The sequence below is a fragment of the Streptococcus sp. 2018162 genome (genome assembly GCF_019754175.1).
Taxonomy (GTDB): domain Bacteria; phylum Bacillota; class Bacilli; order Lactobacillales; family Streptococcaceae; genus Streptococcus; species Streptococcus hashimotonensis.
The window spans coordinates 105275-132127 of the sequence record NZ_JAIJZP010000004.1 but is presented as its reverse complement, the minus strand read 5'-3'; the positions used below and the strand labels follow the sequence as shown (position 1 = coordinate 132127).

Annotated in this window: 24 protein-coding genes and 3 pseudogenes; 18 read left to right on the top strand and 9 right to left on the bottom strand. The window is 38.2% G+C overall.

Annotated elements, in window-relative coordinates; all coding sequences use genetic code 11:
- Nucleotides 1-218 precede the first annotated feature (218 nt).
- The 7 genes and pseudogenes from K5Q22_RS05560 to K5Q22_RS05530 form a co-directional block, all read right to left on the bottom strand.
- Complete coding sequence (locus K5Q22_RS05560; RefSeq protein ID WP_044680342.1) at nucleotides 219-623, bottom strand: hypothetical protein; 405 nt, start codon at nucleotides 621-623, stop codon at nucleotides 219-221.
- Nucleotides 624-875: 252 nt separating this feature from the next.
- Entirely contained in the window at nucleotides 876-3023 is a 2148-nt protein-coding gene (locus K5Q22_RS05555) for a heavy metal translocating P-type ATPase (RefSeq protein ID WP_205013724.1), read from the bottom strand.
- Between the two features lie 19 nt (nucleotides 3024-3042).
- A pseudogene (locus K5Q22_RS05550) lies at nucleotides 3043-3180 on the bottom strand (CopY/TcrY family copper transport repressor); the annotation flags it as partial.
- Nucleotides 3181-3188: 8 nt separating this feature from the next.
- The gene (locus tag K5Q22_RS05545; protein WP_044680340.1) at nucleotides 3189-4631 is read right to left on the bottom strand and encodes a multicopper oxidase family protein; all 1443 of its coding nucleotides are present in this window, start codon (nucleotides 4629-4631) and stop codon (nucleotides 3189-3191) included.
- Nucleotides 4632-4648: 17 nt separating this feature from the next.
- Nucleotides 4649-5098 carry a CopY/TcrY family copper transport repressor gene (locus tag K5Q22_RS05540; protein ID WP_205013725.1) on the bottom strand — a complete coding sequence of 150 codons (450 nt, stop codon included), beginning with the start codon at nucleotides 5096-5098 and terminating at the stop codon, nucleotides 4649-4651.
- 457 nt (nucleotides 5099-5555) lie between these two features.
- On the bottom strand, nucleotides 5556-5894 hold the full coding sequence (gene cadX / locus K5Q22_RS05535) for a Cd(II)/Zn(II)-sensing metalloregulatory transcriptional regulator CadX (RefSeq protein ID WP_000711078.1): 339 nt from the start codon (nucleotides 5892-5894) through the stop codon (nucleotides 5556-5558).
- 12 nt (nucleotides 5895-5906) lie between these two features.
- Nucleotides 5907-6521: a CadD family cadmium resistance transporter gene (locus K5Q22_RS05530; protein WP_024389446.1), complete on the bottom strand. Its 615-nt coding sequence runs from the start codon at nucleotides 6519-6521 to the stop codon at nucleotides 5907-5909.
- Nucleotides 6522-6643: 122 nt separating this feature from the next.
- On the opposite strand from K5Q22_RS05530, the pseudogene K5Q22_RS05525 reads away from it, so the two are divergent.
- Both K5Q22_RS05525 and K5Q22_RS09760 read left to right on the top strand, forming a co-directional pair.
- A pseudogene (locus K5Q22_RS05525) lies at nucleotides 6644-6745 on the top strand (IS3 family transposase); the annotation flags it as partial.
- Nucleotides 6746-7985: 1240 nt separating this feature from the next.
- Entirely contained in the window at nucleotides 7986-9458 is a 1473-nt protein-coding gene (locus K5Q22_RS09760) for a plasmid recombination protein (protein WP_024378623.1), read from the top strand.
- A gap of 320 nt (nucleotides 9459-9778) precedes the next feature.
- Here the strand turns inward: K5Q22_RS09760 and rlmD are convergent.
- Nucleotides 9779-11128, bottom strand: a pseudogene (gene rlmD / locus K5Q22_RS05515) (23S rRNA (uracil(1939)-C(5))-methyltransferase RlmD); the annotation flags it as partial.
- 37 nt (nucleotides 11129-11165) lie between these two features.
- On the opposite strand from rlmD, the gene recX reads away from it, so the two are divergent.
- From recX to K5Q22_RS05495, 4 genes are all read left to right on the top strand, one after another.
- Nucleotides 11166-11942, top strand: coding sequence for a recombination regulator RecX (gene recX, locus K5Q22_RS05510; protein ID WP_205013727.1), 777 nt, complete (start codon nucleotides 11166-11168; stop codon nucleotides 11940-11942).
- 75 nt (nucleotides 11943-12017) lie between these two features.
- Complete coding sequence (locus K5Q22_RS05505; RefSeq protein ID WP_004194106.1) at nucleotides 12018-12551, top strand: DUF402 domain-containing protein; 534 nt, start codon at nucleotides 12018-12020, stop codon at nucleotides 12549-12551.
- A gap of 57 nt (nucleotides 12552-12608) precedes the next feature.
- On the top strand, nucleotides 12609-12926 hold the full coding sequence (locus K5Q22_RS05500; protein WP_029186355.1) for a DUF960 domain-containing protein: 318 nt from the start codon (nucleotides 12609-12611) through the stop codon (nucleotides 12924-12926).
- Between the two features lie 99 nt (nucleotides 12927-13025).
- On the top strand, nucleotides 13026-13757 hold the full coding sequence (locus K5Q22_RS05495; protein ID WP_004194101.1) for a GntR family transcriptional regulator: 732 nt from the start codon (nucleotides 13026-13028) through the stop codon (nucleotides 13755-13757).
- A gap of 139 nt (nucleotides 13758-13896) precedes the next feature.
- Here K5Q22_RS05495 and K5Q22_RS05490 read toward each other — a convergent pair whose 3' ends face one another.
- Entirely contained in the window at nucleotides 13897-14607 is a 711-nt protein-coding gene (locus K5Q22_RS05490) for a GntR family transcriptional regulator (RefSeq protein ID WP_015646515.1), read from the bottom strand.
- A gap of 220 nt (nucleotides 14608-14827) precedes the next feature.
- Here K5Q22_RS05490 and K5Q22_RS05485 point away from each other — a divergent pair, with 220 nt between their 5' ends.
- From K5Q22_RS05485 to K5Q22_RS05430, 12 genes are all read left to right on the top strand, one after another.
- Nucleotides 14828-16600 (top strand): beta-galactosidase family protein, encoded by a 1773-nt coding sequence (locus K5Q22_RS05485; protein ID WP_205013728.1) that lies wholly within the window; start codon nucleotides 14828-14830, stop codon nucleotides 16598-16600.
- 53 nt (nucleotides 16601-16653) lie between these two features.
- Nucleotides 16654-17139 (top strand): PTS sugar transporter subunit IIB, encoded by a 486-nt coding sequence (locus K5Q22_RS05480; RefSeq protein ID WP_024406998.1) that lies wholly within the window; start codon nucleotides 16654-16656, stop codon nucleotides 17137-17139.
- Between the two features lie 38 nt (nucleotides 17140-17177).
- Nucleotides 17178-18080: a PTS mannose/fructose/sorbose/N-acetylgalactosamine transporter subunit IIC gene (locus tag K5Q22_RS05475; RefSeq protein WP_024406997.1), complete on the top strand. Its 903-nt coding sequence runs from the start codon at nucleotides 17178-17180 to the stop codon at nucleotides 18078-18080.
- Complete coding sequence (locus K5Q22_RS05470; RefSeq protein WP_044674757.1) at nucleotides 18067-18885, top strand: PTS system mannose/fructose/sorbose family transporter subunit IID; 819 nt, start codon at nucleotides 18067-18069, stop codon at nucleotides 18883-18885. Before K5Q22_RS05475 ends, K5Q22_RS05470 begins: the two co-directional genes overlap by 14 nt.
- Nucleotides 18885-19286 carry a PTS sugar transporter subunit IIA gene (locus tag K5Q22_RS05465; RefSeq protein WP_141599186.1) on the top strand — a complete coding sequence of 134 codons (402 nt, stop codon included), beginning with the start codon at nucleotides 18885-18887 and terminating at the stop codon, nucleotides 19284-19286. Before K5Q22_RS05470 ends, K5Q22_RS05465 begins: the two co-directional genes overlap by 1 nt.
- Nucleotides 19287-19501: 215 nt before the next feature.
- The gene (locus K5Q22_RS05460) at nucleotides 19502-20503 is read left to right on the top strand and encodes an aldose epimerase family protein (protein WP_024384353.1); all 1002 of its coding nucleotides are present in this window, start codon (nucleotides 19502-19504) and stop codon (nucleotides 20501-20503) included.
- A 109-nt stretch (nucleotides 20504-20612) separates the two neighbouring features.
- Complete coding sequence (locus K5Q22_RS05455) at nucleotides 20613-20867, top strand: DUF1912 family protein (protein WP_002943432.1); 255 nt, start codon at nucleotides 20613-20615, stop codon at nucleotides 20865-20867.
- 22 nt (nucleotides 20868-20889) lie between these two features.
- Nucleotides 20890-21276 (top strand): helix-hairpin-helix domain-containing protein, encoded by a 387-nt coding sequence (locus K5Q22_RS05450; protein ID WP_044760984.1) that lies wholly within the window; start codon nucleotides 20890-20892, stop codon nucleotides 21274-21276.
- Between the two features lie 240 nt (nucleotides 21277-21516).
- Nucleotides 21517-21906, top strand: coding sequence for a VOC family protein (locus K5Q22_RS05445; protein ID WP_105119219.1), 390 nt, complete (start codon nucleotides 21517-21519; stop codon nucleotides 21904-21906).
- Nucleotides 21903-22478, top strand: coding sequence for a shikimate kinase (locus tag K5Q22_RS05440; protein ID WP_205013729.1), 576 nt, complete (start codon nucleotides 21903-21905; stop codon nucleotides 22476-22478). The genes K5Q22_RS05445 and K5Q22_RS05440 overlap by 4 nt, the downstream gene beginning before the upstream one ends.
- Before the next feature lie 114 nt (nucleotides 22479-22592).
- Nucleotides 22593-25244 carry a valine--tRNA ligase gene (locus K5Q22_RS05435; RefSeq protein WP_205013730.1) on the top strand — a complete coding sequence of 884 codons (2652 nt, stop codon included), beginning with the start codon at nucleotides 22593-22595 and terminating at the stop codon, nucleotides 25242-25244.
- Nucleotides 25245-25385: 141 nt separating this feature from the next.
- Complete coding sequence (locus tag K5Q22_RS05430) at nucleotides 25386-26759, top strand: hypothetical protein (protein ID WP_205013731.1); 1374 nt, start codon at nucleotides 25386-25388, stop codon at nucleotides 26757-26759.
- The last annotated feature ends 94 nt before the right edge of the window (nucleotides 26760-26853 follow it).

The following is a 26853-nucleotide window of genomic DNA, read 5'->3' as shown; positions in this document are numbered from 1 at the left end:
ATTTTCATGCCTTTCTAGTTGTTTTGTGGTTATTATAATTATAAAGCATGAAATGGAAAACGAGCAACTCCTAATTGGAATTGCTCGTTTTTTTATTGTGAGAAGCTAGTTTTTGCCCAGCCTCTTTAGTTTTAAAACATTGTTAGATGTGTACTAGAAGTATATATACAGTACGATTAAACACAACTCTTGTCAACATTTTAAAAATTATTATCCACTTAAAAAATTGCCTCATTCATCAACTTCATTTCATAAGGAATTAGCTTTGAACTTATTTGCGAAATATTATCCTTTAGATATTGGATAATATTAGGATAACCAGTTAACTCCTCTGGTAATTTTACTTTCTTGACTGCTGAACAAGGTACCCCATAATCAATTAAGAATTGTAATCTTTCATCAACTTGTTCATTTTCTAATAAAGAAGCAAACACGCTATAGTCCCCGCACTTCATTTTTGATTGGCTAAAAACATATTTTTGAATAGAATCAACAACAGCAAGAAGCTTGGGAATCTCAAAATTTGCATCAGTTCTCTGAAATTTCAGCATATAATCGATAGCCCGATCCAAAGGATCTTTCTTATTTTTTTTAACATAGTAATCGTATTGTTCATAAATCAATTCTTTGAATGATAGATTTATATATTTCAAGGCTGTTACTGCTTTATTTTGACTATAGCCATACTCATCTCTATGCTTCAGGTACTTATATCCTAAAAATAATCAGTTCTATAATAAATTAAAAATCGTGTTGGTAGAAAAATCGTCTACTTCTACCAACACGATTTTACAAAGAGCCAGTACTTACATCTCTTTTTCTCCTGTAAAACTATTGTATCTTGATACTTTAAGGAGTTTCAATCATTCGATCTGTTAACCGTTATTTTTTGGATCTAAACTTAATAACATAGCATTAATGGCGACGATGACTGTTGACACAGACATTAGGATTCCTCCTAATGCAGGGCTTAATGTGATACCAATAGGAGCCAAAATTCCTGCAGCTAGAGGGATAGCTATAAAGTTATAACCAGCTCCCCAAAATAGGTTTTGTTTCATTTTACGAGTTGTTTTGTGTGCTAATTCAATGAATGATTCAATATCTCCTGGATCGGATTGAGTCAATATGACATCAGCTGAATCCAATGCAACTTGAGTTCCAGCACCTACAGCTATACCAACATCTGCTAAGGCAAGAGAAGGAGCATCATTTACACCATCACCTACCATGATAACTTTCTTTCCTTCATCTTTAAGTGTTTTAACTAACTCATATTTGTCTTGTGGAGATTGATTTGATCTATACTCAATCCCTAAAACTTCTGCCGCGCCTTGAGCCGCTTTTTCATTATCACCTGTTGCCATAATTGGTTGAATATTGTTCTTTTTAAGAGCTTTAATTAACTCTTTACTCGTTGGTTTTAATTCGTCCCCTAAAGCTACAGCACCAATGGCATCATCGTTTTCTACTAAGACACTAAGAGTTGCTCCTTTTGGAATATCCATATCAAGATTACGTCCATAGGCTTTTTGACTGATTAATTGGTAACGGTGCCCACCTGCTTTACCCTCTACTCCAGAACCGGAAATCACATCAATCGAATCAAAAGATGCTGGACGTATATCTTGCTGCTCGGCGAACCTTATAATTGATTGAGCAATTGGGTGGCTAGATCCTCCTTCAATACCTGCCAATAAGGCAATGATTTCCTCTTTTGTATATTTGTCATTAAGAAGTTTTACATCTAATACTTTAAATTCACCAGTTGTTAAAGTACCCGTTTTATCTAAAATTATCACATCTGCATCTTGAGCTATTTCTAAGGCTTGGCGGTCTTTTACTAGTAAGCCACGGCTAGCCCCTAAGCTTGTGCTTCGGGCGGTTACCAATGGAATAGCCAGACCCAATGCGTGCGGACAAGCAATAACTAATGTAGTAATAGTAAATATAACTGCCGTTGGGATATCTCCAATAATCATCCACACTACAAAAGCAATTAGCGCGACAATAACAGCAATATAGAAGAGCCACCCTGCAACCTTTTGCGCAATATTTTCTGCCCTGGAAGGCTGACTTTGAGCTTGGCTAATTAAAGTCTGTACTTGAGAGATAAAGGATTGATCACCTGTCTCATTCACTTTAATATAAAGAACCCCTTCTCCATTTGTTGAGCCTCCGATTACTTCATCGCCAGGACCTTTTTTAACTGCTTTTGATTCTCCAGTCAAAAGAGCTTCATTTACACGTGATTCGCCACGCTCGATAGTTCCGTCTGCTGGCACATTTTCTCCGGCTTGAACACGAATTAAATCGCCTACCTGTAAGTCAGCAACTGGACGTATTTCAATTGAATCATCTTCTAACACAACGTGAGCATCTTTTGGTACCAACTTAGCCAATGCTGCTTGTGCGTCTCCTGCTTCTCCAATAGCTTTCATCTCAATCCAGTGACCTAATAACATGATTAATAATAATGAAGCAAATTCAAAGAAAAAGTCCATCACGTGTCCACCCGTTACGTAGGTAATGATAACAGCATAAATACTGTATAAATATGAAACACTTATACCTAAAGAAACTAGAGCCATCATTCCAGGTTCTTTTTGTTTAAATTCGTCAACTGCGCCTTGATAGAATGGACGTCCACCATAAATAATTAATATAGTAGATAAAATAGCTACTACAATATCAGAATATGGAAAAGTAAACTGGAATGGTAGGTCAAACCCAGTCATAGGGGATAAGAGCATAATAATGATTCCTAGTGGCAATGATTTTAAGAAAAGTTCCTTAAAGTTACCGTGATGATGGTGTTCATGCCCTCCGTGATGCCCACTGTGGTCATGCCCACTGTGCCCGCTGTGCCCGCTGTGCCCGCTGTGATCATGCTCAGCATGATGTTCTTGATGTTGATTCTTATGGTCTCCATGTTCTTCCGTGCTTACGTGCTCATGTTTTGAATGATCCATGTCGCCATGATTATGGTGACAGTGGGATAAATGTTTGTTGTTATTGTTCATTTTAAATTCCTCCTTATTCTTAATGATGATATAAATGACACTCGCATTGTCTTTCTGGACAATTGCAATCCACTTCTTCTACTGCGAAAGATTTTTTTATCTCTAATATTTTTTCTAGTCGATCTATATCATCGAAGCTTAAGACATGATCTTCAATATTATTTATTATTCTACTTTAATTTGTCCCATCATACCTGCTTCTTCATGTTCAAGAATGTGACAGTGGTACATATAACTACCCTTCTTATTAAACTTAACTATAAGTCTTACTTTTTCGTTAGGCTCAATATATACAGTATCTTTCCATCCGCTCTCCTCTGGAGAAGGCGCATTACCGTTTCTTGATAGAATTTGAACCTGGGTGCCATGAATATGGAATGGGTGTCCCATTTCATGCATCATAGATCCTGGGTTTGTAATTTCCCAAATCTCTGTATCTCCAAGCTTCACTGTTTCATCAATTCTATTCATATCAAACTTTTTACCGTTTATTGATACCATGTGACCCATACCTTGAAGCTCAAAACTTCTTATCTTAGTAGCTTGTGCTTCTGACATTCTTTCTATATTCGTTAAAGTGCTAGGTACTTCAGTATCATCTTTCCCATCGCCTTTAACATTAAAGGTCATAATGGCTTCCTTATTACTCATAAGTGATAGCTGCGTTCCCTTTTCATACTTTGAAAAGTCCACTATTATCTCTGCTCTTTCCCCAGGTGATAACATAATATTTCTCTGGCTAACCGGTTTTTCTAAAAATCCACCATCAGATGCTATTTGATAGAATCCATCTCTATTATCTAACTTCAAATTAAAGTTACTTGCATTAGCACCATTAACTATTCTAAATCTCATCTTGACTCTATTAACCTCTAAATTAGGTTTAATAGCTCCGTTAACTATGATAGTATCCCCTGTTGCTCCATCCATCATATTTGTATTATAAATAAAACTGCCGTCCTTGCCAAAGCTTCTATCTTGAATTACTAAAGGTATATCATTTACTCCATATTCCTTAGGAATATTTAAGCTTTTTGATACTTCATCATCCACATAGAATAGTCCTGCTAAACCTTTATAAACTTGGGTAGCAGTATTTCCTCCAAAGTGCGGATGATACCACAATGTTGCAGCCTGTTGATTTACTGTAAAACTAGGCTCCCAAGTTGTTCCTGGTTCAATTCCTTGATGAGGGCCCCCATCCTTTTCTCCTTCTACCTCTAGTCCATGCCAGTGAACTGTAGTTGCTTCTTTTAGCTTGTTATTTACGTGCACATTTACTTGCTCACCTTTACTTACTCTGATGACAGGGCCTAAGAAACTTCCGTTGTAACCCATAGTTCGTGTCTTGGTATTTGGTAAAAATGAAGTTTCTCTTTCTTGAGGTTCTAAAGTAAAATCCGCAATATTAGGATCTGGATTTTTATCCTCTAATAGTGGTGGTATAGGAAGTGTACTTTTTGTTTTACTTGTTTGAATATCTATATTAACTGCACTCTGGTTTATTTTAAAATAACTAATCATTGGTTCTAAAAGTGTAATATATCCAACTGCAGTTAATACGACTGTAAGTCCAATACCTAATAACATATGTTTATTCTTACTCATTTTTATTCCTCCTTATGTTAATGATGATGTAAATGACACTCGCATTGTCCTTCTGGACAATTGCAAGCCACTTCTTCTACTGCGAAAGATTTTTTTATCTCTAATATTTTCTCTAGTCGATCTATATCATCGAAGCTTAAGACATGATTTTCAATGATGCTTCCTATTACATTTCCAACTTTCTTATTGCAAATACGGTTAAAAATATCTTCTGCATAATCCCTTACGGCTTCTTTCTCTACAATATTGTCAGTGTAAATAAACTTTCTACCTTCTTGCTCTGTATTTAGTACGCCTTTTTCAACTAATCGACCTAAGATCGTTTTGATAGTGGATTCTGTCCAGTCCATTTTTTCTTTCAATACAGAGATGACTGTTTTACTAGTTACTCGATCATTTGCCCAAACTACACGCATTACTTCCCATTCAGCATCTGTGATAGAAGTATTAAGTTCTATTGTGCTCATTTTCCTTTCCTCCTTGTCGTTTACAAATGTAAACGAATATGTTCAAAATAAGTTTACTATTGTAAACGAAATATGTCAAGTCTTTTTATTAAATTCTCACTTTTTGGGGTCAGTCCCTTAAAACTGAAAGTTTTAAAATGAAATTAGCCATCTACCTATACTGTGAGATGAAGGCTACGACTCATTCTGATAACTCATCGATTTCATTTGATGACAGGTTTGGAGCTGTTAGGCAAATTTGCCAAGGCTAATCATAGCCTTGCTTTAGCCCAAAAAAGACATCCAAGAGATTTCTCTTGAATGTCTGTAAACGCTGATAAAATCGTAGGTCGCTTTGCTTTAAATTATACTTTTTTCTTAAACATTTGATACGAGTAGGTATTTCTTGTGAGTAATTTTCATCAAAAATTTCATATATAATCTCCCTATAATCATGGAAAAGTAGTAAAAATAGTTGTTATCCTAGTTGATTAAAAAAATCTCTGATTTCCTCATCTTTTATAAAATAATATATAATTTTCCCCTCTCTTCTAGTGTCCAAGATGTTTTGATTGGCTAGTTTACGAAGATGGTGGGAGGCAGATGCCATACTGAGATTTAATAAACAGGCTATATCGCAGACACAGAGTTCTTCGACGGCAAGGAGATAAAAGATGATATTTATCTGTTTATTATCGGTAAATTTTGATAAAATGCGAAGTGATTTTTGGACTTTTTCCTTTTCAAGGTAGTTCGTTGCGGTTGTAACATTTTGTTGATTTATAACATCCACTTGACAGATACTATCTTTTTTCATAATTTTTTTCTCCTAGCCTAACACAGCCCATAGCATGTCAAAGCTGTTGTTTTCAATCAGGATATACATCCCCAATCCTAAATAGACAACGGCAATAAACCATCTGCTATATTTTTCCAAAGTTTCTCCAACAGAAGGGACTTGTGACAATTTTTGGGCAGAAAAAACCAAGAGATAAATCATGACTAGAAAGGTCAGTAAAGCCACTATCAAATTCGCTAAATTTAAGGTAGTAAAATATGGGACAAAGACACCAATATTGTCAGCACCACAACTTGCAAAAGTAATCATAGCGACTAGAAAAATCAGGTTTTTATTATCTTTGCTCAAACCTTCTTTGGCAATAGCTTCTCCATCAGAATCTCCTAAAAGCAAAACTTTGAGGCCTAGGAAAATTGGAATCAAACCGAGCAAACCTAAAATCTCTTTACTAGGAATATAATCTAAGACAAATGCAAAAAGCAAACTTAGCAATATTAGACTAACAGAGCCTAGAAATTGTCCTAAATAGATGTTAATGATGTCTTTTCTGCTTTTTCTTTTGGCAAAAAATAACATTAGGATAATAAGTAAGTCTACGGCTGTCCCAGAATACAGGATTATTGAAGTAACAATATTTTGAATCATAAAACACCTCATTCAAATATATTTTTGAATGTATTCTAACATTAAACTTTATAGATGTCAACTTAAAATCCACCAATTAATAATTGCATGTCAATATTTGTATTGTGTAGTTTCAGAAATATATTGTAATTCAAATTGTAGAAAATTACATCAAATATTATAATGAAAAAAGAATCCAACAAAAATTGGACTACCTGTCTCCGGTTGAATACCGGAGACGGTAGCCCTAGGGTGTTTTTATTAAATTCTCACTTTTTTGGGGTCAGTCCCACGACCGTTGATTGAGCTTAAAACTATTTCGATTTATGAGCCATTGGAAATCTCGTATGATGAATATATGTCTAATTGCAAACATTAACTAGAGTAATAGCCTAGTTAATAAGCATGGGAGGGAGTTATAAGCTCTCTCTTTTTTGTCTGCGCTGTTCGCGGACAAATCGCACGTTGATTCGTGCGACGGGCGAAGACCATTTTTTGCTGATAATTTTAGCGCAGCTGAAATTATTTTGTTAGCAAAAGATGGGCAAGCAAAAATTGCGTGAAGCAATTTTTTCGGTGCGTAGTTCGCGCCGATTTTTTCGAGGCCACTTTTGTGGGCCGAAAAAGCAGTGAATTTTTTGAACCGTGAGGGTCAAAAAAGGGGTGCAACCCATAGCCCTCGGCAGAGCGTTTGTAGTTTTGATGAACCGTAGGGTTGTCAAAACTACAAAAACGTTACTTTTTGACAAAAAGTAACAAAAACCTCTGTTACTTGCTTCTCAAATTTTTTAATGAAAATCATTGAGTCTAATTTATTTGGCGAGGAATAGCGGAGCGCCTCGCCGTTGTTCGCTATTCGAGCAATCATAACACAAAATTTTAAGATATTGATAATTTAGAAATTAAGATACCAATCTTAAATAATCACTTTTCTACAAAAATAATGGGGTCATTTATCTATCCATTTTTTAAGTCATAATGGGTAACTTTATAAAACCATTATCTGTTAAAGAATGGATTACTTTATTGGTCCGCTATTTTTGAAAATATGGGCTTCTTTAATTAGTCCATTAATTTAGAGAATATGGACTAGTTTATTCAGCCATATATTATACAATTATGGACTACTTTACTTGGCCTTTTATTTTACAAACATGGATTACTTTATTAGCCAATGTTTTTCAATCATGGAGTAATTTATGAATCCATTATTACAGCCAAAATGGTCAACTATACAAAACCATTAATCGCTTAAATATGGATTACTTAAATAGTCAATACATTTTTCTATAATGGACTCGTTAAGGTGTCAATTTCATTCTAATAGTAAGAGATTGGTCTCCATAGATTTCAGTCCTAAAGAATAAAACATCAGTAATTAATTACTTGGTTCAGGGATAGTTCCCAATAAATTCATTCTCAAATTTTTAAAATGAGTTTTTAAGGCATACTGTATTAAAGAAAAATTTTTAAGGAGTATACGTGATGCCAAAATTAACTATTTCATTTAAAACAAATCCGAGAATGACAAACATTCGACATAATAATAGAGATTTAACAGAAAAAGAATGGAAGAGCCCAGAACATTCACATATTCTTAGAGATAAAAGTCATCAAAATATTGTAGTTAAACAATTAGATATTCGAGAGCTATATGAAAAGGAATTTGGACCTTCTTTGCAGGAATACAATGAAAAGCAGATAAGAAATGATCGAAAAATCAAGGATTATTATAAACATGTTGGTAAACTTGATACCTTAGATCAACAAAGAGAGTTTATCATTGGTATTGGATCAAAAGCGGATTGGGATGAATTACCAGAAGGATATAAACTCAACATAGGGATATATTTAGCTAAATATGCACAAGATTTCGAAAAACGTCATCCACATTTCCGTGTTTATAATGCAGTAGTGCATCTGGATGAAAAAGGTGCTCCGCATTTACATTTAAATGTAGTTCCCATCGCAGACGGTTATAAAAATGGTCTCTCTAAACAGCCCAGCTTTTCAAAAGCATTGAAGCAAGAGGGATTTACAGAAAAAGGAAAATTTCAACTTATGGCTTTTCGCAACAACGAAATTAAAGTCCTTGAGACAATGTTGAAAGAAATGGCAGTCGAACGTAAAAAAGTAGGTACGAACAAGATTAAAGACATGCGTGAATATAAAGAAATGATGGCTGAACTTGAGGAGGAAAAAGGAAAGAAACTGAATGAGATTAAAGCTGAAATCACTTCTGAGGTCTCAAAAGTAGAAAAAGAATTTGCAAAAAAGAAAGAGAAGTTGAATACACTTGAAAAAGAGATTGATAGAAAAACACAATCAATTGAACAATATGATAATGTCATCCATTCAAAGCAAGAGTCTGTTAATAAGTTAGATGAAAAGTTTGAAGCTAAAGCTGATAAACTAGAATTACTATTAGCTCAAGAAAAAGCTATAAATGCTATCAACGAACAATTATTAAAGGATATTGGAATTAAAGAGGATAAGAATTACCTATTTACCAAGGACTTTAAAGTAGAGGAACGTGGACTAATTGGAAAAAAAGAAAAATTTGCAGTTGTACCTTTAAAAATTTTTGAAAAAATGTTATACCAAGTAAATACCAAACCTATGAAACAAATTTTAGACGATTTTATTGATAAAGTCTTTAACAATAGTATTGTCAAAGGATTAAAAAAGAAAATTAGCCAATTGACTGGTGAATTGAAAAGAGCTAGAGTACAACTTCAACATGAGAGGTCAGTACGCATTGCTGAACAAAAAGAAGCGGAGAAAAAAATGGATTCGCTATTGAAGGAAGTGCAGCCTGCAATGAACCTATACGAAGATTTTCAAAACTATCTCACTGAAAATGATAAGAAAAAAGTATTTGAACGCATCGAAAAACACAAAAAATTACACCAAAAACAAATAAGTAAAAATCGCAATACAAATGATTATGAACGTTAAAAAGTGCAGATCAATTCTGCACTTTTTAATTTATTTAATTACTCAATCATTCCAAACCAACTTAACGCATCGATGATAGCTTGTTCTTTTTTGGGTGGACAATTTGGAACTCTTTGATTTTCTTTCTTAGAGTGATTATAGTTCTCTCGCTCAATTATCCCAAGTTTCCTTTTAACTTGAGCAATGTTAAGAGTAGATACTTTTAATTCGAATTTTCTAAAGACATAATCTTTGATTTCTGAATAAGTGGCTTCCTTCTTGACAGAAATATCTTTGAGGTCGTCTTCATTAATTTCAAGATCAATATGATGGTTGATATCTCGTTTGGACAATTTAACAACCGCCTCGGTCCGTGCTGTGTGGGGAAACATGTCGACAGATTGAATGTATTCTACCTTGTAGGCTTTGCTTAGCTCAACAAGGTCCCTTGCAAGGGTGGAGACATTGCAGGATACGTAAACCATTTTAGCTGGTTTGTAATCCAAAATGGTTTTGAGGAGCTTTTCATCGAGTCCAGTTCGTGGAGGATCAACTACCAAGGCATCGGGCCTGTAGCCTTCTTGGTACCACTTTGGAATGATTTCTTCTGCTTTACCTGCCTCATAGTGGGTATTGGATAGTCCCATTCGCTTAGCGTTTGCTTTGGCATCCTCGATGGCTTCTGGAATAATGTCCATACCTCGAACAGATTTGACCTTTTTAGCAAAGGCGAAGCCGATTGTGCCAACGCCACAGTAGGCATCAATCAAGTTTTCATCTCCTGAAATGTCCAAAGCCTTGACGGCTTCGCCGTAGAGAATTTCTGTTTGTTGGGGATTTAGTTGGTAAAATGCCCGTGGAGATAGTGAGAATTCGTAATCTAAAACAGCCTCATCGATAGCTTGTTCTCCCCATAAAATTTCTGTTTTTTCCCCATAAATATCACTCGTTTTCTGTCTATTCCAGTTTAGAGCAATAGTGATTATACTTGGAAATTGACTGGTGAGTTCATCAATTAATTTAATAAGATTAACCTGACAAGAGGTGATAAAGATTACTTGAACTTGACCTGTTTTTCGAGCCTTGCGGACCATAACCGTGCGGATTCCATGTTGCTTGCGCTCATTGTAAATAGGAATACGGTGCTTGGTGAGTAGCTTTGCGATTCCGTTGATAATCTCTTGTGTTTCGGCATCTTGGACGTAACAATTCGTAATTCCAATCAAGCGATGGGAATTTTCTGCATAGAGACCGGCCTTGACTTGATCTTTGAAAGATCGAGTCTGGAACTGTAATTTGGCACGATAGTGGCTAGGCTTATCCATACCGATTGTTGGATAAATAGTGTAGTTTTCGTAGCCAGCTGGTTTGAACTTTTTTAGGGCCTGCTGCAAGAGATCTTGTTTGAAGTCTAATTGTTTATCATAGCGGAGGTGCATGATTTGACAACCACCACAGGCTTGATAGATGTCACAGGCAGGCTTGACACGGAATTTTGATTCCTTGTTGATTTTTAACAATTTTGCTTCAACGAAATTTCGTTTGACTGAGGTAATTTGACAAAAAATTTCTTCCCCCTTAAGGGCACCAGGGACAAAGACTAGCGTTTTTTGATAAAATCCGATGCCTTCTCCGTTGATGCCCATTCGTTTGATTTTTAAGGGGATTCGTTGGTTTACTTGTAGATTCATATTATTATTTTACCGAAAAATCCTGTATAATGAAAGAATGAGAATTACAAAAATTGAAAAGAAGAAACGTCTTTATTTACTTGAAGTGGATGGTCAGGATAGTTTGTATATTACGGAAGACACAATTGTTCGCTTCATGCTTAGTAAGGGAAAGGAAATCACGGAGCAGGAGTTTTGTGAGCTTCGCGATTTTGCTCAGTTTTCTTATGGGAAAAATCTAGCACTTTATTACCTTTCTTTCAAGCAACGTACCAAAAAAGAAGTTAGTGATTATCTAAAAAAATATGAAATTGAAGAAAACAATATTGTCAAGATAGTGACGGTATTAGAAGAGGAAAAATGGCTGGACGATGGGAACTATGTTGATAGCTATGTTCATCAGAATGCTCTAAATGGAGATAAGGGACCAGCTATGATTCGTCAGAAGTTGATGCAGAAAGGAATTCCTAAACCGCTGATTGATAAAAGGCTGGCAGAGGAAGATTTTTCAGAGCTTGCTGGGAAGATTGGGGAGAAATTGGTGGGTAGATACCAAAGAAAGTTGCCTCTTCGAGCTTTGCAAGATAAAGTTGTACAGGGATTGATGGGCAAGGGTTTTTCTTATGAGACGGCCAAACAAAGCCTGGGTCAGTTGGAACTTGTGGCTGATGAAGAAAATGAAGATGATTTAATCGCTAAGGAATTGGATAAGCAGTATAGAAAATATAGTCGTAAATATGAAGGCTATGAATTGAAGCAAAGGTTGATACAGGCTTTAGCTCGAAAGGGTTATGACTTTGATCGGATTCAGACTGTCCTTCGTGATTATCTGTGAAAAAATTTAGCCTAGGTTAGAAAAATATGATATAATAGTCAAGATAAATTGTAATTGTAGAAAGTTGGTAACAAAGTGAAATTACCAAAGGAAGGCGACTTTATTACAATTCAAAGTTATAAGCATGACGGTGAAATTCATCGCACTTGGCGTGACACCATGGTATTAAAAACAACGGAAAATGCTATTATTGGAGTCAATAATCATACCTTAGTGACTGAAAATGATGGTAGGCGTTGGGTAACAAGAGAACCAGCAATCGTGTATTTTCATAAAAAATACTGGTTCAATATCATTGCAATGATTCGTGAAAACGGAGTTTCCTATTATTGTAACCTTGCTAGTCCATATGTTCTCGACAATGAGGCACTCAAATACATTGATTATGACCTAGATGTTAAGGTCTTTGCTGATGGTGAAAAGAGACTGCTGGATGTGGATGAATATGAGCGTCATCGTAAGGCGATGAAGTATTCGGATGATATTGATTTTATTTTGAAGGAAAATGTCAAGATACTGGTTGATTGGATCAATAACCAGCGCGGACCATTCTCTCCAGCCTACGTTAATATCTGGTACAAACGCTATTTAGAACTGAGAAGTAGATAAAGTTAGAAAAGAAAATCCTGTTTTACAGGCTTTTTTCTTATTGTAAAGGAGGGGCTTATGGCCTTTGAACAAACAAATGGGCGCTATGCAAGTTTTGGAGTTGTGACCTCGCTTCCTGGGGAAGTGATTGATAGTTTTTGGTATGTTATTGATCACTACTTAAAAGGAGTTATTCCTTTGAAAAATGTAATCCGTTTTTCTATCAAAAATCGTCGTGGTAAGATTACGTTGGTCTTTTCGCAGGAAGGTTATAAAAATGTACTGGCTGTAGATTTAGGTAGTCGTTTTGATCCTTTTTATCCCTCAACAATCTTGGTAATGGACAAGCAGGGAAAAGAGACCATTACTTTGCCAGATGAGGTGACCTTGCTTTAGCTTGAAGAGCTGGTATTTTATCACCTAAGATATTGTTAATATATGAAATTTGGTGTAAAATAGATTTGTAAGCTTATGTGGGTTAGAAAGGAGGAGTCTATGGTTAGTCAAACTGTTGAGAAACCTCTCTATTTGCAGTTGGTTGATGAATTGGAAGTTGCAATTCGTGAGAGGATGGCTCCGAATGACAAGTTATTTTCAGAGCGTGAGTTAACACAGGTTTACGGTGTCAGTCGTATTACAGTTCGTTTGGCTTTGCAAGAATTGGAAAAACGTGGCTTAGTCTATAAGAAGCACGGTAAGGGAACCTATGTATCTGAGATTTCAGATACTGCAGTGGATTTGTCTCAGGCCTATAGTTTTACTGAGCAAATGAAAAAAATTGGGAAAGTACCGAGGACCTCGATTTTATCCTTTGAATTGGTTAAGGCGTCGGACTATATTGCGCAGCATCTACAACTTAGTCAGGGTGAGGAAGTGTTTGAAGTTGAACGTTTGAGACTTGCAGATGAGGTTCCGATGATGTTGGAAAGGACATATGTTCCTGCCTCGCTATTTCCTGGATTAGCTGCTCAGCGAATGAAGTCAACTCCCTTGTATGAAATTTTTTCAGAGGATTATCATCAGGTGATTCGTTTGGCAGAAGAAGAGTTCTATGCAAGTATTGCTTTGGATAATGAAGCTAAGATACTCGGAATTCCAAGTAATAGTCCAGTACTTCATTTGGTAAGAAAAACCTATAATGATAAGAATAGAATTATCGAGTTTACGTTTAGTATTGCTAGAGCGGACCAGTTTCGTTACAAGATTACCCATCAACGGGGATATTAGAATTAATACTCTTCGAAAATCAAAATTATTCGCTGTCAAGAGCCTTGATGAAATCCAGTTCTATCTTCGGCTTTATTTCCTAGGCTACTTTTGATTGTTATTGGGTATGAAAAAAACGCGGACGTTAGTCTGCGTTTTTTTAGCGATGATTGGCTGTAATTTCAAATTTGTAATACTTCCAGTGTTTGTAAGTTTCAGTATATTCCATCACTTCACCGCTAGTACTGTTAGTAGTTGTTTTGTTTTGTAGTACAGCTGGTTCAGTCGCTTTTAATTTCAAATGAGTGGCAACCTCTTTTGGACATGGGCTGACAATTTCATTCGTTTCTACAAATGGTTCCTCGGACATGTGGATATTGTAGTCCAGTTTGAAGCGTTGATAGATTGATTGATAGTGCTCGAGTGGAGCATCTGGATTCTGGATATATCGTTGAGGGATGTATGAATTGTGGAAGATGTATGGAGTGTCTTCTGCTGCGCGGACGCGTACAATTTTATAATAAAACTCATTCTTGTCAAGATTTAGTTTTTCAAGGATATCGGGTTTATTGCCTTTTTCGCACGAGAGAACAGTAACCTTATCCTTATCCATAGGAAAAATCTCAATATCAGAAAATTCTACAAGACGTCCTTTGCGTGAACGGGATACAAAGGTTCCTTTACCTTGTTGACGAACGAGGTAGCCGTCTTTAACTAGTTCGTTTACTGCACGAATAACGGTAATAGAGCTAACGTTAAATAGTTTTGTTAATTCAGATTCTGTGTAAAATTTGTCGCCATTTTCAAATTTGCCAGAGATAATTTGCTGGCGTAAGTCGTTTTGTATAAGCTGGTACTTAGGTACTTTCATACTTATTTCCTTCCTTTCCATGGCTCATTATACTAAATTAATTGATGAAAATCAAAAAATATAGCTGGAATCCATAAAAAAATAGATGTAATCCCTTTCTGACTGATGAAATAGATGTGTTTGCAAAAAAAAGTAAAAATTTTTTAAAAAGTACTGGACATAACCACAAAGAAGTGTTAGTATATTAATAGAAAGGTAAGCGGTTGCATCGGAGGAAGAAATGAAAGAATTTTATATTGGAGACCAATTTTATTTGGACGGTGAATCCTTTAAGATTTTATCAGGCGCGATTCATTATTTTCGTGTCCATCCTGATGATTGGTACCATTCTTTGTATAACTTAAAGGCCCTTGGTTTTAATACGGTTGAAACCTATGTCCCTTGGAATATGCATGAACCTCGAAAGGGTGAGTTTTGTTACGAGGGTATATTAGATATTGAGCGATTTTTGAAATTGGCTCAAGAATTAGGGCTTTATGCAATTGTACGTCCTTCCCCTTATATTTGTGCGGAGTGGGAATGGGGTGGCCTCCCTGCTTGGTTGATGAAGGAAGAGCTTAGAGTACGTTCGAGTGATTCGGTGTACTTGCAGCACTTAGATGAATATTACGCTTCTCTTATTCCTAAATTGGCCAAGCTCCAACTCGCACAGGGTGGGAATGTACTTATGTTCCAAGTGGAAAATGAGTATGGCTCTTATGGCGAGGAGAAGGAGTATCTAAGATCGGTGGCTGGCTTGATGCGTAAACATGGTCTAACTGCTCCCTTGTTTACCTCGGACGGTTCTTGGCGAGCAACATTACGTGCAGGAACACTGATAGAGGACGATGTATTTGTAACAGGAAACTTTGGTTCTAAAGCTAGAGAGAATTTTGCAAATATGACGGCATTCTTTAATGAACATCAGAAGAATTGGCCACTCATGTGTATGGAATTTTGGGATGGTTGGTTCAATCGTTGGGGCGATGAAATTATTCGTAGAGAGCCGGAGGAAATGGTTGATTCGGTTATGGAATGTATCGAATTGGGCTCCTTGAATCTGTACATGTTCCATGGTGGAACAAATTTTGGTTTCATGAATGGTTGCTCTGCTCGTGGTCAAATTGATTTGCCTCAGGTAACTTCTTATGATTATGATGCTATATTGGATGAAGCTGGAAATCCTACTAAGAAGTTTTATCTTTTGCAACAACGTTTGAAAGAAGTCTATCCTGAATTAGAGTATGCAGAACCGCTTGTAAAAGAGGCAAAAGCTTTTTCAGATGTGTCGCTTCGTGATAAGGTGAGTTTATTTGCTACTCTAGAAAATGTAAGCGATTGCGTAAAAGGGTTTTATCCTAAGAATATGGAAGAGCTTGATCAGTCAACAGGTTATATTTTATATAGAACAGAGTTGGAGCGGGATAAGACAGAAGCGGAACGTTTCCGAGTGGTTGATGCGCGTGACCGTATCCAAATTTATGCAGATGGAAAATTCGTTGCAACTCAGTATCAGACTGAGATTGGTGATGATGTTGAATTGGATTTTAAAGATGACAAGCTAAAATTAGATATTTTGGTAGAAAATATGGGGCGTGTCAATTATGGGCACAAACTAACGGCTCCTACCCAGTCTAAAGGGCTTGGTCGAGGTGCGATGGCTGATTTACATTTTATTGGTCATTGGGAAACCTATCCTTTGCATCTTGAGTCAGTTGAGGACTTGGATTTTAGTAAGGGCTGGGAGGAAGGTCAAGCTGCTTTCTATCGTTATCAGTTTGAACTGGATGAACTTGCGGATACTTACTTAGACATGACAGGTTTTGGTAAGGGAGTTGTTTTCGTTAATAATGTAAATATTGGACGTTTTTGGGAAAAAGGGCCAATCCTCTATCTCTATATTCCAAAAGGATACTTAAAGAAAGGAGCGAATGAAATAATTGTCTTCGAGACAGAAGGAAAATATAGAGAGAAGATTCATTTTTCACAAAGACCCGTTATAAAAGACTTGTAGAAATTTTAATCGGTTTCTGCCTAAAAGATTTATGAAGAAAAGGAGAACACTGTATGGCAATTATTGCTACGCGTATTGATGGTCGTTTGATCCACGGTCAGGTTGCTAACTTATGGACGACGAAATTGAACATCGGTCGTATCATGGTTATCGATGATGCTGTTGCTCAAAATGACATTGAAAAACAAGGACTGAAATTAGCATGTCCTCCAGGCGTAAAATTATCGATTTTACCGATTGAAAAGGCTGCTAATAATATTAAGGAGGGCAAGTATGATAGTCAACGTCTCTTGATTGTTGCTCGTCGTCCAGAAAACTTCCTTCGCTTGGTAGAGTATGGGGTTGAGCTCCCTGAGTTGAACGTAGGGAATATGTCTCAAACTCCGGAAACTCGTTCTGTAACTCGTTCTATTAACGTTGTAGATAAGGATATTGCAGATTTTGATGCCTTGGTGGCTAAGGGTGTAAAATTATTTGCACAAATGGTACCTGGCGATTCACCAAAAGACTTTATGCCATTATTGGATAAGGTTAGATAACATTCGGATATTTTTGAAAAATTTAAAGGAGGATCACTATTATGCAATGGTGGCAAATATTACTTCTAACGCTCTACTCTGCTTACCAGATTTGTGACGAGCTGACAATTGTATCGTCAGCAGGTTCACCAATCTTTGCAGGGTTTATCACTGGTTTAATCATGGGGAACATGGAAGTTGGCTTGCTAATTGGTGCAAGTTTGCAGTTAGTTGTCTTGGGAGTTGGTACTTTCGGTGGTGCGTCACGTATTGATGCAACATCTGGTGCGGTTCTTGCAACAGCTTTCTCTATTTCACAAGGCTTAGATCCAGAAATTGCCATTTCCACTATTGGCGTACCAGTTGCAGGGTTGTTGGTTTATACAGATATTTTAGGTCGTTTCACTACTACTTTCTTTGCCCATCGTGTAGATGCAGCAATTGAACGTTTTGACTATGCTGGTATTGAACGCAACTACCTTCTTGGTGCAATTCCTTGGGCACTTTCTCGTGCACTTCCAGTTTTCCTTGCCCTTGCTTTTGGTGGTGGTCTTGTAGAAACTCTTGTCACTACGATTGAGTTGCCTGAATACAAATGGATTGCAGCAGGCTTAACTCTTGCAGCTCGTATGCTTCCAGGTCTTGGATTTGCAATCTTACTTCACTATCTTCCACTTAAACGCAACCTTCACTACTTGGCAGTTGGTTTCGCTCTTACAGCTATGTTGACTGTTCTTTACGGTAACGTATCAGCTTTGGGTGGTGCAGTTGCTGGTATCGTTGGTACTCTTCCTGAAGATGCAGGCGTAAGCTTTGTCAATAACTTCAAAGGTTTGTCAATGATTGGTATCGCTATTGTGGGTGCATTCCTTTCAGTGATTCACTTCAAAAATAGCCAAAAAGTAACTGTGGTTGCTCCATCAAATTCAGAAAGTGGGGAAATTGAAGATGACGAAATCTAATTACAAATTAACAAAAGAAGATTTTAATCAAATCAACAAACGTAGCTTGTTCACTTTCCAACTTGGTTGGAACTATGAGCGGATGCAGGCATCTGGCTACCTCTACATGATTTTGCCACAATTGCGTAAAATGTATGGAGATGGTACTCCTGAGTTGAAGGAAATGATGAAATTGCATACTCAGTTCTTCAATACTTCACCATTCTTCCATACCATCATCACAGGTATTGACTTGGCACTTGAAGAAAGTGATGGTGTCGCTTCTAAAGATGCGGTTAACGGTGTTAAGACAGGTTTGATGGGACCATTTGCTCCAATCGGTGACTCAATCTTTGGTTCTCTTGTTCCAGCGATTATGGGGACTGTGGCTGCTACTATGGGTAAAGAGGGATCTCCAGTTGGTATCTTTCTTTGGGTAGCAGTAGCCATTGCCTATGATATTTTCCGTTGGAAACAGTTGGAAGTTGCCTACAAAGAAGGTACTAAGTTGATTACAACCATGCGCGATCGCTTGACGGCTCTTGTTGATGCAGCATCTGTAATGGGTGTTTTCATGATGGGTGCCTTGATTGCAACTATGATTAACTTTGAAGTGACTTGGGCTCCAGCTATTGGAGAAAAAGTGATTGATGTTCAAGATATTTTGAATACCATCTTCCCACGCCTAGTACCTGCAATCTTTACAGGATTTGTCTTCTGGCTTCTTGGTCGTCGTGGCATGACTTCGACTAAAGCTATCTTGATTATTATTGTGCTTGCACTTGGCTTGTCAGCAATCGGTCACTTCCTATTTGGTATGGCATAATGACTAGAAGTTTAGTATTAGTAAGTCATGGTATCTTCTGCGAGGAGTTGAAAAAATCTACTGAAATGATTATGGGTCCTCAAGAGGACATCTATACAGTAGCTTTATTACCAGAAGAAGGTCCAGAAGACTTCCAGAAAAAATTTGAAGAAACAATTGTAGGATTGGAAGATTTCGTTGTCTTCGCAGACTTGTTAGGTGGTACACCAGCCAATGTCGTATCACGAAAATTGATTGAAGGTGGGCAGTTTGACCTCTATGCAGGTATGAACATGCCAATGGTTATCGGGTTCTTGAACGGCGTCCTGCTTGGCGAAGCTGTAGACTATGTCGAATTTGGTACAAGCAACCTAGTTCACGTCAATAGCCTACTAACAAGTGATGAAGATGACGATGAGTGAAACAGTTCGGTGAACTGTTTCAGCTGGTCACCTTGAAATAAGAAAGTGACCACAGAAAGCCTGAGCCTAGAAACGGGAGAGTGAGGCTAACTCAGCCGATTGTTACAGACGGATTTGATTTTCGTTAATTATAAAATGTTCTATAGTTGATAGGCTTTAAGTATCCTGAGGGAGTTACAATAGTGACTCCCTCATTTGGCTTGTGAGGAAAAGAAATGATTGAAGTAAAAACATTTGGTGAAAAAGCAAAACTGTATTGCTTGGAAAACAAGAATGGCATGCAGGTAACCTTGACGGATTTTGGAGCTAGAGTGGTAGAAGTGCTTCTGCCAGTAGAAGAAAATGGCGGTTTACGAAATGTCAGTTTGGCGGCTAAGTCGGATGAAGATTACCGCAAGACAGATTTGTATCCTGGTTCAACAATTATCCCAGTAGCGGGGCGTATTTCAGGTGCCCAAGCTGAGATAAAGGGAACAAGCTATCATTTTACAGAAAATGAACCTGGTAGGACTCTACACGGTGGGGTTGACACGGCAAATGAGCAGTACTGGGACGTTGAGCTAGACCATGAGAGAAATCAAGTGACCTTTGGTATGGTCCTAAAAGATGGTTTTAATGGCTTTCCTGGTGATGTGAGGGTCAAGGCTATTTATTGTTTGACGGACAAAAATGAATTGACGGTTGACTACCAGGCTGTATCGGATAAGGATACGATTTTTAATCCGACCAACCATATCTATTTCAACTTGACTGGTGATTTTCAACGGTCAGTTGCCGAGCACCGTATTAAAATTGCTGCGAATCACTATGCTCCGCTTGGGGAGGATAACCTGCCAACGGGTGTCTTAGAAGATGTGACAGGGACGCCGTTTGATTTTAGAGATTTTGCGCCTTTTGCTCAGGGATTTGATAGCCAATATCCTCAAAATGTGTTGGTAAAAGGCTATGACCACCCATGGTTATTGGAAGAGGTGGATATTCCGGTAGAAGTTTTGAGTCCAGATGGGAAAATTGGACTCAGTGTCAAAACCAACCAGCCTGCGGTCGTTATTTATACATACAATTTTCCTGTTGAAGCTTTGGCCTGTTACCACGGTGTCTTTAGTTTAGAGTGTCAGGCCTTGCCGAATGCATGCAATGTCGATGGATTTGGTTCGATTTTGTTAGAACAAGGAGAAGAATTTTTGTCTAAAACGACCTATCGTTTTACTTGGTAAAAAAATGGGGACTCTGACTGTGTTACAGTTAGGGTTTTCTTGTGTTTTCTAGAAAATATGGTATAATAAACCGGTGTGTTTCAATCGAAGCAGGCGAAAGAGGAAAATAATGACAAAAGAACAAGAATTTTTAAAAGAATTTGAAGCTTGGGTCAACACTCAGGTCATGGTAAACGAAATGGCGGTTGAAGAAAGTCGTCGTGTCTTGGAAGAAGACAAAGATGAGCGTGCAGCGGATGCTTATATTCGTTATGAGAGCAAGTTGGATGCCTATCGATTCATTCAAGGGAAATTTGCCAACTACCATGCTGGCAAAGGTTTTCATGATTTACCAGATGAGTTGTTTGGTCAAAGGCATTATTAATCAGACGGGAGAGAGATGAAAAATGGCAAAGAAAAAAGTAAATCGAAAAAAACAATTGAAAAAACAATTAGCAGACTTGAAACGCGCAGGTCGTGTAGGTCTTGAAAGAGCTGCAGAGGTAGTAGAGACAGTTGCTCACAAGGCTGAGGCTGTAGTAGGGCAAGCTGTGGAACAAGTGAAAGAAGTTGTAGCAGAGGTGACTTCTTCAGCGACTTCATTGGAAGACTTTTTGGCACTTCCTGAGTTGGAAGGCATTGCGGCAGCACGTTTGGAAACCTTCTACGAAGCAGGTATTCAATCTGTGGCTGATTTTGCAAGCCATACAGAAAAAGAGCTCTTGGCTCTTAAAGGCATCGGTCCTGCAACCATCAAGCAGTTGAAAGAAAAAGGGATTGAGTTGAAAGCTTAAATTCCTTGCTTTTCAAGGTGCAATTTGTTACAATAAAGCCATTCAGAGGTGTTTTGAGCCCCATTTGTCACAGGAAGCGGTGGTACTGAGAAATCCGCACAAATGTCAAAACTGGTTGCTGATGATGTGAATCGAATAAGCAAAGTGCAGATAATCTATCTGAACAAGGGTGGTACCGCGGAATAACTTCGTCCCTGTCTAGCAAGTCTAGGCAGGGATTTTCATTTGGAAAGGAGAAATATGCTACATCATGTTGAAATTTACGTTTCAGACTTGGAAACGTCACGTGCATTCTACGATTTTCTTCTGACCAAGCTGGGCTATTCGCTCTACCAGGAGTGGGATAAAGGGCTGTCTTATAAAAAAGCAGAGCAGTACCTTGTCTTTGTCCAAACGCCAGAGGACTTCCTAGAGGTAGGTTATCACCGGTGCCGTACAGGTCTCAATCATCTAGCCTTTCATGCGGGAACACCTGATGAGATTGACCAATGGCGGAAGGAATTTTTGACCAGACGAGTCAAACTGCTCTACGACGACCGCTATCCACATGCAGGAGGACCAGACCACTATGCCCTCTATTTGGAAGACCCAGATGGAATTAAGATAGAGTTGGTGGGGGAAGTAACATGAATTTAGTTATTATTGGAGCACAAGCTTCTGGCAAGATGACCGTTGGGCAGGAAGTTGCAAAATTGACAGGGATGACCCTCTTTCATAATCATGATTCGATTGATTTTAGCCTACGTTTTATTCCAGAATTTTCTGAGGATATGTTTGACCTCAATACACGTATTACATTTGCTGTTTATGATGTGTTTGCTAGTTCAGGCCGCCCACTGATTGGAACTGCCTTGATTAATTTTAAAAATCCCATAGATGTTCAATTTCTTACAACAGTTCAGACGATTTTTCGTCATCATGGTCAGGAAATTTTATTTGTTGAATTGGAAACTGCTTTAGAAGAGCGTCTGCGGCGTAATCGGACAGAAAATCGACTGACCCATAAACCTTTGAAACGAAACATTGAAGTTTCAGAGGCTGAGATTCTTTCTACAGCTGATACATGTCAATATACCTCATTAGGCATTCCAGAGGGCATTCAGCATTATCTCAAAATTAATAATACCCATCTTTCTGCCAAAGACGTAGCTCAACTGATTATCCAAAAAATGGAAGAACTTGAGCAAGAACAAACGAAATAGCCAGCCCAAAGGACTGACTATTTCTAGGAGATTATGTGAAAAAGAATTGGGCTATTTCTAGCTTGAGGATAGTATAAGCCAATTTTCTTAAAGAATACTAAAGGAGAAAAAATAATGTCAAAAGAATTATCACCAAAATACAATCCAGCCGAGGTTGAGGCTGGGCGTTACCAAACTTGGTTGGACCAAGATGTCTTTAAGCCGTCAGGCGATGCGGAGGCTAAGCCCTATTCGATCGTCATTCCGCCGCCAAACGTAACAGGGAAGTTGCACTTGGGACACGCTTGGGATACCACCCTTCAAGATATTATTATCCGCCAGAAGCGGATGCAGGGCTTTGATACTCTCTGGCTTCCAGGTATGGACCACGCGGGGATTGCCACTCAGGCTAAGGTTGAGGAACGCTTGCGGGAGCAAGGCGTGACCCGTTATGATCTTGGTCGTGAAAAATTCCTCGACAAGGTCTGGGAATGGAAGGATGAGTACGCAGCGACCATTCGTGAGCAATGGGGCAAGTTGGGTCTGTCTTTGGACTACCAACGTGACCGCTTCACGTTAGACGAAGGCTTGTCAAAAGCCGTTCGCAAGGTCTTTGTAGAACTCTACAAAAAAGGCTGGATCTACCGTGGCGAATTTATCATCAACTGGGACCCAGCTGCCAGAACTGCTCTTTCAGATATTGAAGTGATTCACAAGGATGTCGAAGGTGCCTTCTACCACATGAATTACATGTTGGAAGATGGCTCTCGTGCCCTTCAAGTTGCGACAACCCGTCCTGAAACCATGTTCGGTGACGTTGCGGTGGCGGTTAACCCAGAAGACCCACGTTACAAGGACTTGATTGGTAAAAATGTTATCCTGCCAATCGTGAACAAGCCAATCCCAATCGTTGCGGATGAGCACGCAGACCCAGAATTTGGTACAGGGGTTGTGAAAATCACACCTGCCCACGATCCAAATGACTTCCTCGTAGGTCAACGCCACAATCTGCCGCAAGTCAATGTTATGAACGACGATGGTACTATGAACGAGTTGGCAGGCGAATTTGCAGGTATGGACCGTTTTGAAGCTCGTAAGGCAACGGTTGCGAAGTTGCAAGAGCTGGGTGCCCTTGTTGAAATCGAAAACCGTGTGCATTCCGTTGGACACTCTGAGCGTACAGGTGTGGTAGTCGAGCCGCGATTGTCAACCCAGTGGTTTGTCAAAATGGACCAATTGGCTAAGAATGCCATTGCCAACCAAGAAACAGCTGATAAGGTAGAATTTTACCCACCACGCTTCAACGATACCTTCCTACAGTGGATGGAAAATGTACACGACTGGGTTATCTCGCGTCAGCTTTGGTGGGGTCATCAGATTCCAGCATGGTATAACGAATCTGGCGAAATGTACGTCGGAGAAGAGGCTCCAGCAGGTGACGGTTGGGTACAGGATGAGGATGTCCTAGATACCTGGTTCAGCTCTGCCCTTTGGCCATTCTCAACCATGGGCTGGCCTGATGAAAACGCGGCGGACTTCCAGCGTTACTTCCCAACTTCAACCTTGGTAACGGGCTATGACATCATCTTCTTCTGGGTGTCTCGTATGATTTTCCAATCGCTTGAGTTCACAGGCCGTCAGCCATTTAAGAACGTGCTGATCCACGGTTTGATCCGTGATGAAGAAGGTCGCAAGATGTCCAAGTCGCTTGGAAACGGGATTGACCCGATGGATGTTATTGAGAAATACGGTGCGGACGCCTTGCGTTGGTTCCTGTCAAACGGCTCTGCCCCTGGTCAAGATGTTCGTTTCTCTTATGAGAAGATGGACGCTTCTTGGAACTTCATTAACAAGATTTGGAACATTTCCCGCTATATCCTCATGAACAATGAAGGGTTGACCTTGGATGTGGCGCGTGAAAATGTCGCCAAAGTCGCAGCTGGCGAGGCTGGTAACGTGACGGACCGCTGGATTCTCCACAACCTCAACGAAACCATTGCCAAGGTCACTGAAAACTTCGACAAGTTCGAGTTTGGTGTGGCTGGTCACATCCTCTACAACTTCATCTGGGAAGAGTTCGCCAACTGGTATGTTGAGTTGACCAAGGAAGTGCTTTACAGCGACAACGAGGCTGAGAAAGTCATGACTCGCTCTGTTCTTCTCTACACGCTGGATCAAATCCTTCGCCTCCTCCACCCAATCATGCCGTTTGTGACGGAAGAGATCTTCGCTCAGTACGCAGAGGGCTCTATCGTGGTGGCGGCTTACCCTGTTGTCAATCCAGCCTTTGAAAATGCGGAAGCACACAAGGGAGTGGAAAGCCTTAAGGATTTGATTCGTTCGGTACGCAATAGCAGAGCAGAAGTGAATGTTGCGCCATCTAAGCCGATTACCATTTTGATTAAGACGGCAGATAGCGAGCTTGAAAACTTCTTCAAAGCCAACGAAAACTACATCCGACGCTTTACCAATCCAGAACAGTTGGAAATCAGCTCAAGCATCGCTGCACCAGAATTAGCCATGTCAGCTGTTATCACCGGTGCTGAAATCTTCTTGCCATTAGCCGACCTCCTCAACGTAGAAGAAGAGTTGGCTCGTCTGGATAAAGAACTTGCCAAATGGCAAAAAGAACTAGACATGGTCGGCAAAAAACTCAGCAACGAACGCTTCATCGCCAACGCCAAACCAGAAGTCGTTGAAAAAGAAAAAGAAAAACAAGCCGACTACCAAGCCAAATATGATGCGACAGTAGGACGGATTGAAGAGATGAAGAAGTTGGTGGAATAGTTCTAACTACCAAGTATTTCAGACTTTTAGAGAACGAACCAAATTTGAAAAAAAGTATAAATAAAATAGCACCCTAACCTATAATGGTTGGGGTTTTGTGGTATAATGAGGTAATAAGTTAGCTAACAAGGAGAGCAAATATTGATTAAAAAGTTACTGAAATTTCTTTCTTTTTTATTTAGGGAGCCAAATAAAAAAGAAAGAAGTCTATGCTATGAAGATGAAATCAGAAAAAAGTACTTAAAAATTACTACTAAAACTGATAGCTCAGAAATATCTGATTGGATTGAAATTGCAATAAAAAAGCAAGGTGAATTTTTTACTCAAAATAGTGGACTCTATGAATCTTACAGTGCAATGTTAGATGAATATAATTATTACTCTAAACTTAGAATTCAAAACTTTTTAAAAGTTAAGGTTGCATCGAAAGAGAATTTTATTTTTACATATCTAAAAAAAGAAGAAGAGCGAGAGGAGTCTTCTGGCATAATAACTCCATTGCTATATGAAATAAGAGAGAATAGCAAAGCTGAAACTTATACAGGTCTTACAAATCAATTATTTCACTGGATAATTATATTTAAAGAGGAGATTGAAGCTTATTATTCATTACTAGTTGAAAATGGTGGGCGGTCAAGTGTAGAGCTCGAAGATATATTTCAGGATATTAAGAAAAGGGCTAAATCTCATCAGATCAATAAAATAGATACTTTGGATGAAATTATTATCTTTGAAGATTTTGTTGGTACAGGAAATTCATTGATTGATAAATTTTTAAATACGGGTACGACATTAACTCAGTTAAAAAAATTAAAAGAGTTAAAAGTACGTATTATTTTTTGTTTTCTAGAAATTAGTCAAGTTGCTCAAAATAAGTTAATTGATTTTTTGAAATGTAATGAATTGGAAAATACTATTATTTATGAAGTACCAGAAGATACCCTATGGTTTAAGAGTTATGAAGGGGAGTATGCACAAGTTTTAAAATGTTTAGAATTAAAAGAAAGCAAATATAGTTTACATGCATTAGTCTCTACATATTTAGAAACTCCGAATAACACCATTTCATTATTTTGGAGGGGAAATGATAAAAATTGGGCACCCTTATTTCCAAGGACGAATAATAATTTAGTATCTAACAATGAGGATACCGAGTATCTAAAAAGAACGTTAGAAAAATATGACTTTAGAAGGTCGAAAGGACTAGACTTTAAGGATAATAGAATAAAGCATGTGAGTCCTAAGGTGAATTTGATGATTTTAATATTGTTGAGTAGTTTTGAGGGGGGGAAAAAACGTCAATGGGATGATATCGTAAGTGATATACCGAAAATTATCTCCATTCCAAAAGATAGCTGTTATGAAATTGTTGATGCGTTAAAGAGAGCAGGGTATATTCAATACGAAGGTGACTATTCAGAAATTAAGTTAACTAAACTTGGACGTTCTACAATAGCAGGTGTAAAATCAATACCAAAAATTGATGATTTTATTGATGAATCTGTACTCATATAACTAGAATATGGTATAATGAAAAAGAAGTAGAATTACTACCAGTGGTAGTATGGTATAGCAAAGTTGCTATGCTTAAGTGAATCTTTATAAAGTA

What these genes read in the sequence shown, in the direction of transcription:
- recX (WP_205013727.1), top strand. Translation starts at nt 11,166, where the DNA reads ATGAGAATTACAAAAATTGAAAAGAAGAAACGTCTTTATTTACTTGAA.
- K5Q22_RS05545 (WP_044680340.1), bottom strand. Translation starts at nt 4,631, where the DNA reads ATGAGTAAGAATAAACATATGTTATTAGGTATTGGACTTACAGTCGTA.
- K5Q22_RS05495 (WP_004194101.1), top strand. Translation starts at nt 13,026, where the DNA reads ATGGTTAGTCAAACTGTTGAGAAACCTCTCTATTTGCAGTTGGTTGAT.
- K5Q22_RS05500 (WP_029186355.1), top strand. Translation starts at nt 12,609, where the DNA reads ATGGCCTTTGAACAAACAAATGGGCGCTATGCAAGTTTTGGAGTTGTG.
- K5Q22_RS05555 (WP_205013724.1), bottom strand. Translation starts at nt 3,023, where the DNA reads ATGAACAATAACAACAAACATTTATCCCACTGTCACCATAATCATGGC.
- K5Q22_RS05485 (WP_205013728.1), top strand. Translation starts at nt 14,828, where the DNA reads ATGAAAGAATTTTATATTGGAGACCAATTTTATTTGGACGGTGAATCC.
- K5Q22_RS05460 (WP_024384353.1), top strand. Translation starts at nt 19,502, where the DNA reads ATGATTGAAGTAAAAACATTTGGTGAAAAAGCAAAACTGTATTGCTTG.
- K5Q22_RS09760 (WP_024378623.1), top strand. Translation starts at nt 7,986, where the DNA reads ATGCCAAAATTAACTATTTCATTTAAAACAAATCCGAGAATGACAAAC.
- K5Q22_RS05480 (WP_024406998.1), top strand. Translation starts at nt 16,654, where the DNA reads ATGGCAATTATTGCTACGCGTATTGATGGTCGTTTGATCCACGGTCAG.
- K5Q22_RS05530 (WP_024389446.1), bottom strand. Translation starts at nt 6,521, where the DNA reads ATGATTCAAAATATTGTTACTTCAATAATCCTGTATTCTGGGACAGCC.
- cadX (WP_000711078.1), bottom strand. Translation starts at nt 5,894, where the DNA reads ATGAAAAAAGATAGTATCTGTCAAGTGGATGTTATAAATCAACAAAAT.
- K5Q22_RS05490 (WP_015646515.1), bottom strand. Translation starts at nt 14,607, where the DNA reads ATGAAAGTACCTAAGTACCAGCTTATACAAAACGACTTACGCCAGCAA.
- K5Q22_RS05450 (WP_044760984.1), top strand. Translation starts at nt 20,890, where the DNA reads ATGGCAAAGAAAAAAGTAAATCGAAAAAAACAATTGAAAAAACAATTA.
- K5Q22_RS05435 (WP_205013730.1), top strand. Translation starts at nt 22,593, where the DNA reads ATGTCAAAAGAATTATCACCAAAATACAATCCAGCCGAGGTTGAGGCT.
- K5Q22_RS05455 (WP_002943432.1), top strand. Translation starts at nt 20,613, where the DNA reads ATGACAAAAGAACAAGAATTTTTAAAAGAATTTGAAGCTTGGGTCAAC.
- K5Q22_RS05540 (WP_205013725.1), bottom strand. Translation starts at nt 5,098, where the DNA reads ATGAGCACAATAGAACTTAATACTTCTATCACAGATGCTGAATGGGAA.
- K5Q22_RS05440 (WP_205013729.1), top strand. Translation starts at nt 21,903, where the DNA reads ATGAATTTAGTTATTATTGGAGCACAAGCTTCTGGCAAGATGACCGTT.
- K5Q22_RS05445 (WP_105119219.1), top strand. Translation starts at nt 21,517, where the DNA reads ATGCTACATCATGTTGAAATTTACGTTTCAGACTTGGAAACGTCACGT.
- K5Q22_RS05470 (WP_044674757.1), top strand. Translation starts at nt 18,067, where the DNA reads ATGACGAAATCTAATTACAAATTAACAAAAGAAGATTTTAATCAAATC.
- K5Q22_RS05465 (WP_141599186.1), top strand. Translation starts at nt 18,885, where the DNA reads ATGACTAGAAGTTTAGTATTAGTAAGTCATGGTATCTTCTGCGAGGAG.